Source organism: Citrobacter sp. Cb028 (assembly GCF_030336705.1).
Classification (GTDB): Bacteria; Pseudomonadota; Gammaproteobacteria; order Enterobacterales; family Enterobacteriaceae; genus Citrobacter; species Citrobacter braakii.
Map to the genome: position 1 here is coordinate 239,226 of NZ_JAOWCZ010000034.1, position 13,434 is coordinate 252,659.

At 53.9% G+C, this 13,434-nt stretch carries 12 protein-coding genes and 1 other annotated feature; of the genes, 9 read left to right on the top strand and 3 right to left on the bottom strand.

What is annotated here, in order from left to right:
• Positions 1-70 precede the first annotated feature (70 nt).
• A complete protein-coding gene (mscK, locus tag OGV75_RS10695; RefSeq protein ID WP_016152076.1) occupies positions 71-3,436 on the top strand; it encodes a mechanosensitive channel MscK in 3,366 nt (1,121 codons plus the stop codon).
• A 74-nt stretch (positions 3,437-3,510) separates the two neighbouring features.
• On the opposite strand, the gene rsmS is transcribed toward mscK, so the two are convergent.
• Both rsmS and priC read right to left on the bottom strand, forming a co-directional pair.
• Entirely contained in the window at positions 3,511-3,672 is a 162-nt protein-coding gene (rsmS, locus tag OGV75_RS10700) for a pleiotropic regulatory protein RsmS (protein ID WP_019076177.1), read from the bottom strand.
• Positions 3,673-3,686: 14 nt separating this feature from the next.
• Positions 3,687-4,214: a primosomal replication protein N'' gene (gene priC / locus OGV75_RS10705; protein ID WP_016152078.1), complete on the bottom strand. Its 528-nt coding sequence runs from the start codon at positions 4,212-4,214 to the stop codon at positions 3,687-3,689.
• Between the two features lie 69 nt (positions 4,215-4,283).
• Between priC and OGV75_RS10710 the strand changes: the two genes are divergently transcribed.
• The 8 genes from OGV75_RS10710 (at position 4,284) to hemH (ending at position 12,451) form a co-directional block, all read left to right on the top strand.
• Positions 4,284-4,661, top strand: a complete 378-nt coding sequence (locus OGV75_RS10710) for a DUF454 family protein (RefSeq protein WP_181546133.1) — start codon at positions 4,284-4,286, stop codon at positions 4,659-4,661.
• 193 nt (positions 4,662-4,854) lie between these two features.
• On the top strand, positions 4,855-5,406 hold the full coding sequence (gene apt / locus OGV75_RS10715; protein ID WP_006685676.1) for an adenine phosphoribosyltransferase: 552 nt from the start codon (positions 4,855-4,857) through the stop codon (positions 5,404-5,406).
• A 118-nt stretch (positions 5,407-5,524) separates the two neighbouring features.
• Positions 5,525-7,453, top strand: coding sequence for a DNA polymerase III subunit gamma/tau (gene dnaX / locus OGV75_RS10720; RefSeq protein WP_016152081.1), 1,929 nt, complete (start codon positions 5,525-5,527; stop codon positions 7,451-7,453).
• Positions 6,786-6,850 (top strand) — a sequence feature (DnaX frameshifting element). It overlaps the preceding gene by 65 nt.
• Positions 7,454-7,511: 58 nt before the next feature.
• Entirely contained in the window at positions 7,512-7,841 is a 330-nt protein-coding gene (locus OGV75_RS10725; protein WP_003021764.1) for a YbaB/EbfC family nucleoid-associated protein, read from the top strand.
• The gene (recR, locus tag OGV75_RS10730) at positions 7,841-8,446 is read left to right on the top strand and encodes a recombination mediator RecR (RefSeq protein WP_016152082.1); all 606 of its coding nucleotides are present in this window, start codon (positions 7,841-7,843) and stop codon (positions 8,444-8,446) included. The genes OGV75_RS10725 and recR overlap by 1 nt, the downstream gene beginning before the upstream one ends.
• Positions 8,447-8,556: 110 nt before the next feature.
• The gene (htpG, locus tag OGV75_RS10735; RefSeq protein ID WP_016152083.1) at positions 8,557-10,431 is read left to right on the top strand and encodes a molecular chaperone HtpG; all 1,875 of its coding nucleotides are present in this window, start codon (positions 8,557-8,559) and stop codon (positions 10,429-10,431) included.
• Between the two features lie 232 nt (positions 10,432-10,663).
• Positions 10,664-11,308: an adenylate kinase gene (gene adk, locus OGV75_RS10740; RefSeq protein WP_003021773.1), complete on the top strand. Its 645-nt coding sequence runs from the start codon at positions 10,664-10,666 to the stop codon at positions 11,306-11,308.
• A gap of 180 nt (positions 11,309-11,488) precedes the next feature.
• The gene (hemH, locus tag OGV75_RS10745) at positions 11,489-12,451 is read left to right on the top strand and encodes a ferrochelatase (protein WP_016152084.1); all 963 of its coding nucleotides are present in this window, start codon (positions 11,489-11,491) and stop codon (positions 12,449-12,451) included.
• On the opposite strand, the gene aes is transcribed toward hemH, so the two are convergent.
• The gene (gene aes, locus OGV75_RS10750) at positions 12,448-13,407 is read right to left on the bottom strand and encodes an acetyl esterase (RefSeq protein WP_286480642.1); all 960 of its coding nucleotides are present in this window, start codon (positions 13,405-13,407) and stop codon (positions 12,448-12,450) included. The two genes, hemH and aes, sit on opposite strands and share 4 nt — an antisense overlap.
• Positions 13,408-13,434 lie beyond the last annotated feature (27 nt).

A 13,434-nucleotide genomic window follows, 5' to 3' on the forward strand; every position in this document is an offset into this window, starting at 1 on the left:
GTCACAGCCGTGATATTCTTGCCGCTTGACTATTTTCGGTCACTTTTCCGGTTCAGAAACCTTCATTCTCATGACTATGTTGCAGCTCTATAAACGTTCACAGCATCTTATTGCTATTACCATTCTTTTCTTCATTCTTTTGCTATCCTGCCAGTCATCTGCATTTGCGCGGGCGCAACAGAGTGGTGAACTGCCGACGAAAGCGGATATTCAGAGCCAGTTAGACACGCTGAATAAACAAAAAGATCTCTCCGCACAGGATAAGCTGGTTCAACAGGATCTCATCGATACCATTGCCACGCTGGATAAAATCGATCGTGTGAAGGATGAAACCGTACAGCTTCGGCAAAAAGTTGCCCAGGCGCCGGAGAAAATGCGTCAGGCGACGGATGCGCTAAATTCGCTTAGCGATGTCGATAATGACGATGAAACGCGAAAAACGCTGAGTACGCTCTCCTTACGACAGCTTGAGTCGCGCGTGTCGCAGGTCCTGGATGACCTGCAAAGCTCGCAAAACGATCTGGCCGCTTACAACAGCCAACTGGTATCGCTGCAGACACAGCCAGAGCGCGTACAAAATGCGATGTACACCGCGTCGCAACAGATGCAGCAAATCCGCAATCGACTCGATGGCACCACTGTGGGAGAGGCGGCTTTACGCCCCAGCCAGCAGGTGCTGCTGCAGGCGCAGCAAGCGTTGCTGAACGCGCAGATCGACCAGCAGCGTAAGAGCCTCGAAGGGAATACCGTTTTGCAGGATACCCTGCAAAAACAACGCGATTATGTGACGGCGCATAGTAACCGCCTTGAACACCAGCTCCAGCTCCTGCAAGAGGCGGTGAACAGCAAACGACTGACGTTAACCGAAAAGACGGCACAGGAAGCGGTAACGCCGGACGAAGCCGAGCGTATTCAGTCCAATCCGTTAGTGAAGCAGGAACTTGATGTTAACCATCAGCTCAGCCAGCGCCTGATTGCCGCGACTGAAAACGGCAACAGCCTGATGCAGCAAAATATCAAGGTCAAAAACTGGCTTGACCGCGCGCTGCAATCCGAACGCAACATTAAAGAGCAGATCGCCGTCCTGAAAGGCAGTCTGCTGCTGTCGCGCATTTTATATCAGCAACAACAAACGCTGCCGTCGGCGGATGAGCTTGCCGATATGACCAACCGGATCGCCGATTTGCGTCTGGAGCAGTTCGAAGTTAACCAGCAGCGCGATACGTTGTTCCAGAATGATGCGTTTGTTGCCAAACTGGAAGAAGGGCACAGCAACGACGTTAATCCTGAAGTCCATGATGCCCTGCTGCAGGTCGTGGATATGCGTCGTGAACTGTTGGATCAGCTAAATAAGCAGCTGGGCAACCAGTTGATGATGGCGATTAATCTGCAAATCAACCAGCAGCAGTTAATGAGCGTGTCGAAAAACCTGAAAGAGATCCTCACGCAACAAATCTTCTGGGTTAACAGTAACCGTCCGATGGACTGGGACTGGATCAAAGCCTTCCCGCAAACCCTAAAAGACCAGTTTAAGTCGATGAAAATCACGGTGAACTGGGAAAAAGCCTGGCCCGCCGTGTTTATTGCGTTCCTGGCAGGGCTGCCGCTGCTGCTTATCGCCGGGTTAATCCGTTGGCGTTTGAAGTGGCTGAAGGATTATCAGGCAAAATTAGCCGCCGCGGTGGGGAACCTGCGCAATGACAGTCAGCTTAATACGCCAAAAGCGATTCTGATCGATCTCATCAGAGCCTTGCCGGCGTGTCTGATTATCCTCGCGGTGGGTCTGATTCTGCTGACTATGCAACTGAATATTAGCGACCTGCTGTGGGCGTTCAGTAAGAAGATGACCATCTTCTGGCTGGTGTTTGGTCTGTGCTGGAAGGTGCTGGAAAAAGATGGCGTGGCGATACGTCATTTTGGCATGCCAGCGAAGCAGACCAGCCACTGGCGTCGCCAGATTGTGCGTATTAGCCTTGCGCTGTTGCCGCTTAACTTCTGGTCGGTCATTGCTGAGCTGTCGCCGCTTAATTTGATGGACGATGTGCTTGGCCAGGTGGTCATTTTCCTCAACCTGCTGCTGATCGCCTTCCTGGTATGGCCAATGTGCCGCGAAAGCTGGCGTGACAAAGAGTCGCATGGTCTGCGTCTGGTCACTATTACCGTGCTGTCTATTATTCCGATTGCATTAATGGTGCTGACGGCGACAGGGTATTTCTACACCACGCTGCGCCTGGCGGGCCGCTGGATTGAAACGGTCTATCTGGTTATCCTCTGGAATCTGCTGTACCAGACGGTGCTGCGAGGGTTGAGCGTAGCGGCACGCCGTATCGCCTGGCGTCGAGCGTTAGCGCGTCGTCAGAACCTGGTGAAAGAAGGGGCCGAAGGCGCAGAGCCGCAGGAAGAACCGACTATTGCGCTGGAGCAGGTTAACCAGCAAACGCTGCGTATAACCATGCTGGTGATGGTTGCCCTGTTTGGTGTTCTGTTCTGGGCCATTTGGTCTGATTTGATAACCGTGTTCAGCTATCTCGACAGCATAACGCTCTGGCATTACAACGGCACCGAAGCGGGTGCGGCAGTGGTGAAAGACGTCACCATGGGCAGCCTGTTGTTTGCGATTATTGCGTCAATGGTCGCGTGGGCGCTGATCCGCAACTTACCCGGCCTGCTGGAAGTGCTGGTGCTCTCGCGACTGAAGATGCGCCAGGGGGCTTCTTATGCGATCACCACGATCCTGAATTACGCCATCATCGCCATTGGTGCGATGACGGTCTTCGGATCGCTCGGCGTTTCGTGGGATAAGCTACAGTGGCTGGCCGCTGCTCTCTCGGTTGGTCTTGGTTTCGGCTTGCAGGAAATTTTCGGTAACTTTGTTTCCGGTCTGATTATTCTGTTTGAACGCCCGGTACGCATCGGCGATACCGTGACCATCGGTACGTTCTCCGGAACGGTCAGCAAGATCCGTATCCGTGCCACCACCATTACTGACTTCGATCGCAAAGAGGTGATCATCCCGAACAAAGCATTCGTGACGGAGCGGTTGATCAACTGGTCGCTCTCCGATACCACCACGCGTCTGGTGATCCGCATTGGCGTGGCCTATGGTTCGGATCTGGACAAAGTGAAGAAGGTGCTGTTGCAGGCGGCGACAGAACACCCGAAAGTGATGCACGATCCGGAGCCTGCAGTGTTCTTTACTGCCTTCGGCGCCAGTACGCTGGATCATGAGCTGCGTTTATACGTGCGTGAATTGCGCGATCGTAGCCACACGGTTGATGAACTTAACCGGGCGGTCGATCGTTTGTGCCGTGAAAATGACATTGATATCGCCTTTAACCAGCTCGAAGTTCACCTGCATAACGCGAAAGGTGACACCGTGACCGAGGTAAAACGTGACATCATTAAAGGTGACGATCCGACGCCTTCGGTAGGTTAACAGAAATAATCATCAGGCCTGCGAGCTTCGATTCATTCGTAGGCCTGATAAGTGCAACGCCATCAGGTTTTCAGTTACCGCTCTTTTTTAGATAAAGAGAGCAGTTTCTTCTCGTAATCCTGCTTCACAATCTCCAGTGCTTTCAGAACTGTTTCAGGCTCCATCTGATTCTCTTCAAGCAGGACAATCAAATCGACGGCCAGTTTGACTTCATCTGGGGCGTTCTCTAATGACATAAATTCTCCGGGGATTAGCGGGTTAAACGCGCCAGCACGTTATCTATTCTTGCCAGTGCATGACGACAGCGTGCCAGTCGTGCTTCGAATGCCTCTACTTCGCGATGCAGTTTTTGCTGTTCTTCAAAGCCCGTAACCTGTGCCAGGCGTTCTTTACGTTCACGCGTCATTTCAACCAGGCGGCGCTCAAACTCCTGGTGTTGAACTCGCTTACGCTGCCAGCGCGCCAGGCCAGGAGAGGCGCTGTCCCACTCCCGGAGCGACCAACTGGCGGTTTCACGTGAAATCGCCTCTAACTGTGAGGCAAGGTGTTCCGTAAGCCAGGTAATTTGTGGTAGTTGTTGCTGTTCAACTGCGCGACGTAGAGCAGTGAGATTATCATCAGCTTCATCCAGACAGGCCTGTAGCAACGTGCTGCGGGTGTGAAACAGATGCCTGTCAAAGCGGGCGCTAAGCGTGGCATGGTGTGCCAGTGGGGCACAACGCTGCCGCAAGCGGTTAAGCTGGTTTTCGAGCGTCTGAAGCAGCATGACGGTTTTCACGACAACACTCCGATGAAAATGAGAACTGTTATGATAAAGTAGCGATTCTCTGTGTTAAGTATTCATATTATGCAACGCATTATTCTAATCGTCATAGGCTGGATAGCGGTAGTGTTAGGAACGCTGGGCGTTGTATTGCCTCTGTTGCCGACGACGCCGTTTATCTTGCTGGCCGCCTGGTGTTTTGCTCGCTCGTCGCCGCGTTTTCACGACTGGTTGCTGTACCGTTCGTGGTTCGGCGGGTATCTGCGCCACTGGCAAAAACACCGCGCGATGCCGCCGGGAGCAAAGCCGCGCGCTATTTTGTTGATCCTGGTAACGTTTAGTATTTCACTGTGGCTGGTCAATATGATGTGGGTACGCGGCCTGCTGCTGGTTATTCTCGCCTGTTTACTGATTTTTATGTGGCGGATCCCGGTGATTGATGAAAAACAACAAAAGCAGTAAAGCGCAATAAACGCTGTTGCAATTGTCTCTCACAGCCAGTAAATTCGACCGTTTTCGAGCACAGGCGCAGGTGGTCAAAGGTTAAGCAAATATAACCTTGGCTCTTATACAGACACAAAATCATTCAAGATACGTCGAGGATGAAGTGTATAGTGCGCCGTGAAGTAATACTGTATTAATCAGGCACAAACTTATGACCGCGACTGCACAGCAGCTTGAGTTTCTCAAAAATAGCATCAAAAGCATCCACGATTACCCAAAACCGGGCATTCTTTTTCGTGATGTCACCAGTTTACTGGAAGACCCGAAAGCCTACGCCCTCAGTATTGAATTGCTGGTTGAACGCTACAAAAATGCGGGTATCACTAAAGTTGTTGGTACCGAAGCGCGTGGCTTCCTGTTTGGCGCGCCGGTAGCGTTGGGTCTGGGCGTTGGTTTTGTTCCGGTACGTAAACCCCGTAAGCTTCCGCGTGAAGTTATTGCTGAGAGCTATGAGCTGGAATACGGCACCGATCAACTGGAAATCCACGTAGATGCCATCAAACCTGGTGATAAAGTTCTGGTTGTGGACGACCTGCTGGCAACCGGCGGCACGATTGAAGCGACCGTGAAACTGATCCGCCGTCTGGGTGGCGAAGTGACCGATGCTGCATTTATCATTAACCTGTTTGATCTGGGTGGCGAGCAGCGTCTGGAAAAGCAGGGACTGACCTGTTATAGCCTGGTTCCATTCCCGGGCCACTAATTTCGGGCTATCTTATCTCGGCAGATTAATACCGAGACACACAACCTCGCCGTCGCTGCGAGGTTGTGTTAGCATTATCCCCCTGTGAATCCACCCTCCAGCCTTTCAGAGCCTGCCAATGAGTTATCAGGTCTTAGCCCGAAAATGGCGCCCACAAACCTTTGCTGACGTCGTCGGCCAGGAACATGTGCTGACGGCACTGGCGAACGGCTTGTCGTTAGGGCGTATTCATCATGCTTATTTGTTTTCCGGCACCCGTGGCGTCGGGAAAACGTCAATCGCCCGTTTGCTGGCGAAGGGATTAAACTGTGAAACCGGCATCACCGCTACGCCGTGCGGCGTGTGTGATAACTGCCGTGAAATCGAGCAGGGGCGCTTTGTCGATTTGATTGAAATCGACGCCGCCTCACGCACCAAAGTCGAAGACACCCGTGACCTGCTGGATAACGTCCAGTACGCGCCAGCGCGCGGTCGCTTTAAGGTCTATTTGATTGACGAAGTGCACATGCTGTCGCGCCACAGTTTTAACGCCTTGCTGAAAACGCTCGAAGAGCCGCCCGCACACGTTAAGTTCCTGCTGGCGACCACCGATCCGCAGAAGCTGCCGGTGACTATCCTGTCGCGCTGTCTGCAATTCCATCTTAAAGCGTTGGATGTCGAACAGATTCGCCATCAGCTTGAGCATATCCTCAAAGAAGAGCATATCGCCCATGAGCCACGTGCGTTGCAACTGCTGGCTCGCGCCGCGGACGGCAGCCTGCGCGATGCGCTGAGCCTGACCGATCAAGCGATCGCCAGCGGCGATGGTCAGGTCTCGACCGACGCGGTCAGCACCATGCTCGGCACGCTGGACGACGACCAGGCGCTTTCGCTGGTTGAAGCGGTTGTGGCTGCGGACGGCGAACGCGTTATGACGCTGGTGAACGATGCCGCCGCGCGCGGTATTGAATGGGAAGCGCTACTGGTTGAGATGTCGGCTCTGCTGCATCGTATTGCCATGGTTCAGCTTTCACCTGCCGCGCTCGGCAGCGATATGGCCGCTATTGAACAGCGTATGCGCGAACTGGCGCGAATCGTCCCGCCAACCGATGTGCAGCTTTACTACCAGACCCTGTTAATCGGGCGCAAAGAACTGCCGTATGCGCCGGACAGGCGAATGGGCGTTGAAATGACGCTGCTACGTGCGCTGGCTTTTCATCCGCGCATGCCGCTCCCGGAACCTGAAGCCCCGCGACAGTCTTTTGCCCCGGTCGCACCCACTGCGGTGATGAACCCGACGCAGGTGCCGCAGCAGCCTGCGGCAGCGCAACAGCAACAGAATGTGCCGCTCTCCGATGCTACCAGCCAGGTGCTGGCGGCACGCAGCCAGCTGCAACGCGCTCAGGGAGCAACCAAACCAAAAAAGAGTGAACCGGCAGCCGCTTCCCGCGCGCGGCCGGTGAATAATGCTGCGCTGGAAAGACTGGCTTCGGTGTCGGAACGTGTTCAGGCGCGCCCAACTGTCTCTGCGCTGGAAAAAGCGCCAGCGAAGAAAGAAGCGTATCGCTGGAAAGCGACCAATCCTGTTGCAGAAGTCAAAGAAGTCGTCGCTACGCCGAAAGCGCTGAAAAAAGCGCTTGAGCATGAAAAAACGCCAGAACTGGCGGCAAAGCTGGCGGCTGAGGCCATCGAACGCGACCCGTGGGCCGCACAGGTAAGCCAGCTCTCGCTGCCTAAACTGGTGGAGCAGGTGGCGCTTAATGCCTGGAAAGAAGAGAATGGCAACGTGGTTTGCCTGCACCTGCGTTCCACGCAGCGACACCTTAACTCCAGCGGCGCGCAGCAAAAACTGGCCGAAGCATTGAGTTCCTTAACAGGGTCAACGGTTGAATTGACCATCGTTGAAGATGATAATCCAGCGGTGCGCACGCCGCTGGAGTGGCGTCAGGCCATTTATGAAGAGAAACTCGCGCAGGCGCGTGAGTCGATTATTGCGGATAATAACATTCAGACGCTGCGTCGTTTTTTCGATGCGGACCTGGACGAAGAGAGTATTCGCCCCATTTGATCGTCAGCCATTACGGTTTGACGGTCGTCATCCCTTAACGTGATTGAGAGAGAAGCCTATGTTTGGTAAAGGCGGTCTGGGTAACCTGATGAAACAGGCCCAGCAGATGCAAGAAAAAATGCAGCAGATGCAGGAAGAAGTCGCCAAGCTGGAAGTGACCGGCGAATCTGGCGCGGGTCTGGTAAAAGTAACCATCAACGGCGCGCATAACTGCCGTCGTGTGGAGATCGATCCAAGCCTGCTGGAAGACGACAAAGAGATGCTGGAAGACTTGGTTGCTGCGGCATTCAACGACGCCGCGCGCCGTATTGAAGAGACGCAGAAAGAGAAGATGGCCTCTGTTTCCTCCGGAATGCAGCTGCCGCCTGGCTTTAAGATGCCGTTCTGATGCAAACCAGCCCGCTGTTAACTCAGCTTATGGAAGCTCTGCGCTGTCTGCCGGGCGTTGGCCCGAAGTCTGCGCAGCGCATGGCGTTCACGCTGCTTCAGCGCGATCGCAGCGGCGGGATGCGTCTGGCGCAGGCGTTAACGAAGGCGATGTCGGAAATCGGCCACTGTGCCGATTGCCGCACATTCACAGAACAAGACGTCTGCAACATCTGCTCGAACCCGCGTCGCCAGGAAAACGGTCAGATTTGCGTGGTGGAGAGTCCGGCGGACATCTACGCCATTGAGCAAACCGGGCAATTTTCTGGACGTTACTTCGTGCTGATGGGACACCTGTCTCCGCTGGACGGTATTGGTCCTGATGATATCGGGCTGGATCGTCTCGAGCAGCGGCTGGCATCTGAGCAAATCAGCGAACTGATCCTGGCGACCAATCCCACGGTCGAAGGAGAGGCGACCGCCAACTATATTGCTGAGCTTTGCATGCAATATGACGTTGAAGCCAGCCGTATCGCCCATGGCGTTCCGGTTGGTGGCGAGCTGGAAATGGTCGATGGCACCACGCTGTCGCACTCTCTGGCAGGACGACACAAGATTAAATTCTGAACAAACGGAGGCCGCGACGGCGGCTTCCGCTTGAAATCCTTCCCGCTTGTCCCCATTTCACCCTCAACCTGTTTTTACCATTGAAAATGGCATTGTTGAGGTAGACCTACATGAAAGGACAAGAAACTCGTGGTTTTCAGTCAGAAGTAAAACAGCTTCTGCACCTGATGATCCATTCTCTGTATTCCAATAAAGAAATCTTCCTGCGTGAGCTTATCTCTAACGCCTCGGATGCGGCAGACAAGCTGCGTTTTCGCGCACTGTCTAACCCGGACCTGTATGAAGGTGACGGTGAGCTGCGTGTGCGTGTTTCCTTCGATAAAGATAAGCGTACGTTGACCATTGCCGATAACGGCGTGGGGATGAATCGTGATGACGTTATCGATCATCTGGGGACCATTGCGAAATCCGGTACTAAATCTTTCCTTGAATCCATGGGATCCGATCAGGCGAAAGACAGCCAGTTGATCGGCCAGTTCGGGGTTGGCTTCTACTCTGCGTTCATCGTGGCGGATAAAGTCACCGTGCGTACCCGCGCAGCGGGCGATAAACCGGAAAATGGTGTGTTCTGGGAATCTGCGGGTGAAGGTGAGTACACCGTTGCCGACATCACCAAAGACGATCGCGGCACCGAAATCACGCTGCATCTGCGCGAAGGCGAAGACGAGTTCCTTGATGACTGGCGCGTACGTTCCATCATCAGCAAATATTCCGACCATATCGCGCTGCCGGTAGAGATCGAAAAATCCGAAGAGAAAGACGGCGAGACCGTAGTTTCCTGGGAAAAGATCAACAAGGCGCAGGCGCTGTGGACCCGTAACAAGTCGGAAATCAAAGACGACGAGTACAACGAATTCTACAAACATATCGCGCACGACTTCACTGATCCGCTGACCTGGAGTCATAACCGTGTGGAAGGTAAGCAGGAGTACACCAGCCTGCTGTACATCCCGTCTCAGGCTCCGTGGGATATGTGGAACCGCGATCACAAGCATGGTCTGAAACTGTACGTTCAGCGCGTGTTCATTATGGACGACGCCGAGCAGTTTATGCCGAATTACCTGCGCTTTGTGCGTGGCCTGATAGATTCTAACGATCTGCCGCTGAACGTTTCTCGTGAGATCCTGCAGGACAGCACCGTCACCCGTAACCTGCGTAGCGCGCTGACCAAACGCGTACTGCAGATGCTGGAAAAACTGGCGAAAGACGACGCAGAAAAATACCAGACCTTCTGGAAACAGTTCGGCCTGGTGCTGAAAGAAGGCCCGGCGGAAGACAACGCTAACCAGGAAACGATCGCTAAGCTGATGCGCTTCGCGTCCACGCACACTGACTCCTCCGCACAAACCGTGTCGCTGGAAGACTACGTGTCGCGTATGAAAGAAGGGCAGGAGAAAATCTACTACATCACCGCAGACAGCTATGCGGCGGCGAAGAGCAGCCCGCACCTGGAACTGTTGCGTAAGAAAGGCATCGAAGTGCTGCTGCTTTCTGACCGTATCGATGAGTGGATGATGAACTACCTGACCGAGTTCGACGGTAAGGCATTCCAGTCCGTAGCCAAAGCTGACGAGTCCATCGACAAGCTGGCGGATGACGTTGACGAATCGGCAAAAGAAGCGGAAAAAGCGCTGACGCCGTTCGTTGAGCGCGTGAAAACCCTGCTGGGCGATCGCGTAAAAGAAGTGCGTCTGACTCACCGTCTGACCGACACGCCGGCCATCGTTACCACCGATGCGGACGAAATGAGCACCCAGATGGCGAAACTGTTCGCTGCTGCCGGCCAGGCCGTACCGGAAGTGAAATATATCTTTGAACTCAACCCGGACCACGTGCTGGTCAAACGCACGGCGGATACCCAGGACGAAGCGCAGTTCAAAGAGTGGGTTGAACTGCTGCTGGATCAGGCGCTGTTTGCTGAACGCGGCACGCTGGAAGATCCGAACCAGTTCATTCGTCGTATGAACCAGTTGCTGGTGTCCTGATAGCCGTAAGGTAATGCCGGATGATGCTAACGCGTGTCCGGCTTACACCATCTCGTCGATCCCTGGCCGGATACGGTGTTTACACCGCGATCCGGCATTTTCTCTCCTCATTTTTAATTTTCCCACCGTTAACCGTTTCAGCGTCGGGCGTCTTCCTTGAGCCAATTGCGTGATGGTGGTATCGTTTAGCGCTTTTTAAAAAATATCGACAACCTTTAAGGGGATTTTCGTAATGCGTATCATTCTGCTTGGCGCTCCGGGCGCGGGTAAAGGAACTCAGGCTCAGTTCATCATGGAGAAGTATGGTATTCCGCAAATCTCCACCGGTGATATGCTGCGTGCTGCCGTGAAATCTGGCTCCGAGCTGGGCAAACAAGCGAAAGACATCATGGACGCCGGTAAGCTGGTGACTGATGAGCTGGTGATCGCGCTGGTAAAAGAGCGTATTGCTCAGGAAGACTGCCGTAATGGTTTCCTGCTTGATGGCTTCCCGCGTACTATTCCGCAGGCTGATGCCATGAAAGAAGCAGGCATCAACGTGGACTACGTTCTTGAATTCGACGTTCCGGATGAGCTGATCGTTGACCGTATCGTGGGTCGTCGCGTACACGCTGCTTCTGGCCGCGTTTACCACATCAAATTCAACCCGCCTAAGGTTGAAGGAAAAGACGACGTGACCGGCGAAGAGCTGACCACCCGTAAAGACGATCAGGAAGAGACCGTACGTAAGCGCCTGGTGGAATACCATCAGATGACCGCTCCGCTGATCGGCTACTACTCTAAAGAAGCGCAGGCGGGTAACACCAAATACGCGAAAGTTGACGGCACCCAGGCTGTGGCTGACGTTCGCGCAGCGCTGGAAAAAATCCTCGGTTAAGTTTTAGCGCAGTCAATGCCGGATGGCGGTGTAAACACCTTATCCGGCCTACGATTTTATGTAGGTCTGATAAGCGCAGCGCCATCAGGCAAATTCTCGTCTTACCTTTCACAGCAATTAGTTCTTCTTTATCGCTTTTCCGCTACAATTATCAACAATTTGAATCGATAAGAGGCGGTAATGCGTCAGACGAAAACCGGTATCCTGCTGGCAAACCTCGGCACTCCCGATGCCCCAACCCCCGAAGCCGTTAAGCGCTACCTGCGCCAGTTTTTAAGCGATCAACGCGTAGTCGATACGTCACCTGCGCTGTGGTGGCCGCTGCTGCGTGGTGTGATTTTGCCGCTGCGTGCGCCACGCGTGGCGAAGCTGTACCAGTCAATCTGGATGGAAGACGGTTCCCCGCTGATGGTCTACAGCAAGGCGCAACAGCAGGCGCTGGCACAACGTCTGCCAAATACGCCTGTCGCGCTGGGGATGAGCTACGGTTCACCGTCGCTTGAAAGCGCGGTCGATGAACTGCTGGCAAGCGGAGTTGAACACATGGTGGTGTTACCGCTGTACCCGCAATATTCCTGTTCTACCGTGGCGGCAGTCTGGGATGAACTGGCGCGAATCTTAGCGCGTAAACGCAGTATTCCTGGTATCTCATTTATTCGTGATTACGCTGATGACAGCAGCTACATTGATGCGCTGGCCAAGAGCGCCCGTGATTCGTTTGCTCAACATGGTGAACCCGATTTGCTGCTGCTTTCCTATCACGGCATTCCGCAGCGCTACGCCGATGAAGGCGATGACTACCCGCAGCGCTGCCGCGATACCACTCGTGAGCTGGTTTCTGCGCTTGGCTTGCCGCCGGAAAAAGTGATGATGACCTTCCAGTCTCGTTTTGGCCGTGAACCGTGGTTAACGCCATATACCGATGAAACGTTAAAAATGCTGGCGGAGAAAGGGACCCGACATATCCAGGTCATGTGTCCGGGCTTCGCGGCTGATTGTCTTGAAACGCTGGAAGAGATAGCGGTGCAAAACCGGGAGATTTTCCTTGAGGCAGGTGGTAAGCAATATGAGTATATTCCGGCGCTGAATGCCACACCGGAACATATCGAAATGATGGTTAAACTGACCGCAGCCTACCGTTAAAGCTGCGCTCTGAAGTAACGCGCGCCCTCCCGTAACGCATCGTCGGCGGTTTTCATCATCCGCGAATAGTGCAGGAAGGCGTGCAACGTGCCGGGGTACATTTTGTACTGGCAGGGCTGCTGATGCGCCTGTAGCGTCTGGAACAATAAGCGGCTATCGTCAATCAGCGGATCAAACTCCGCACCGGCGATAAAGCACGGCGGTACGTCGCGCGTCAGGTCGTTATTAAACAGGCAATAGTATGGTGATTCGCGATCGTCGGCGCTACGCAGGTACGCGTTTTCGTACATCTGCAGATCCTCGCGGGTTAAACCATCCCAGGCGCCGCCCATTAGCCGTCGGCTCAGTGAATCCTGCAGGCCGTAAAGCCCATACCACAACAGCACGCCAGCCACCTTGCCGCAGGCAATTTGTTTATCCCGCAACCACAACGCGCTGGCAAGCGCCAGCATGGCCCCGGCGGAATCGCCCGCAAAACCAATATGATTCACATTAAGGGAATAATCGCCAGCGTGCTGATAAAAGTACTGACAGACGGCGACAATCTCTTCGATGGCTTGCGGGTAGCGGGCCTCTGGCGCAAGCGAATAGTCGATACCAATTATCGTGCACTGCGTATAGCGGGCCAGTAAACGCATAATGCGATCGTGGGTATCCAGATTACCGAGAATAAAACCGCCGCCGTGCAGGTAATATAGCGTCGCCTGGCTATGGGGCTGCGGAGTGTAAATTCGTGTGGCAACGGGGCCGCATGCGGTGGAAATAACACATTCTCGGGTATTCATCTGTGGGGCATCGGCATTCCACAACTGCCGTTCATGAATGTAGTGTTTACGCTGGGCCACAAAGTCAGCAGCAGCGGGCCACGGCGGCAAATCTTCGCGATGAAAATTCACCACACTTTTCATTTCATCCGAAATGTTGTCGAGTACGGGGATCTTGTTTTCCGGCTTCATAAAGCGCTCCTTGTGAAGGTGAGTTAT

What these genes read in the sequence shown, in the direction of transcription:
- mscK (WP_016152076.1), top strand. Translation starts at nt 71, where the DNA reads ATGACTATGTTGCAGCTCTATAAACGTTCACAGCATCTTATTGCTATT.
- rsmS (WP_019076177.1), bottom strand. Translation starts at nt 3,672, where the DNA reads ATGTCATTAGAGAACGCCCCAGATGAAGTCAAACTGGCCGTCGATTTG.
- OGV75_RS10710 (WP_181546133.1), top strand. Translation starts at nt 4,284, where the DNA reads ATGCAACGCATTATTCTAATCGTCATAGGCTGGATAGCGGTAGTGTTA.
- apt (WP_006685676.1), top strand. Translation starts at nt 4,855, where the DNA reads ATGACCGCGACTGCACAGCAGCTTGAGTTTCTCAAAAATAGCATCAAA.
- dnaX (WP_016152081.1), top strand. Translation starts at nt 5,525, where the DNA reads ATGAGTTATCAGGTCTTAGCCCGAAAATGGCGCCCACAAACCTTTGCT.
- OGV75_RS10725 (WP_003021764.1), top strand. Translation starts at nt 7,512, where the DNA reads ATGTTTGGTAAAGGCGGTCTGGGTAACCTGATGAAACAGGCCCAGCAG.
- recR (WP_016152082.1), top strand. Translation starts at nt 7,841, where the DNA reads ATGCAAACCAGCCCGCTGTTAACTCAGCTTATGGAAGCTCTGCGCTGT.
- htpG (WP_016152083.1), top strand. Translation starts at nt 8,557, where the DNA reads ATGAAAGGACAAGAAACTCGTGGTTTTCAGTCAGAAGTAAAACAGCTT.
- adk (WP_003021773.1), top strand. Translation starts at nt 10,664, where the DNA reads ATGCGTATCATTCTGCTTGGCGCTCCGGGCGCGGGTAAAGGAACTCAG.
- hemH (WP_016152084.1), top strand. Translation starts at nt 11,489, where the DNA reads ATGCGTCAGACGAAAACCGGTATCCTGCTGGCAAACCTCGGCACTCCC.
- aes (WP_286480642.1), bottom strand. Translation starts at nt 13,407, where the DNA reads ATGAAGCCGGAAAACAAGATCCCCGTACTCGACAACATTTCGGATGAA.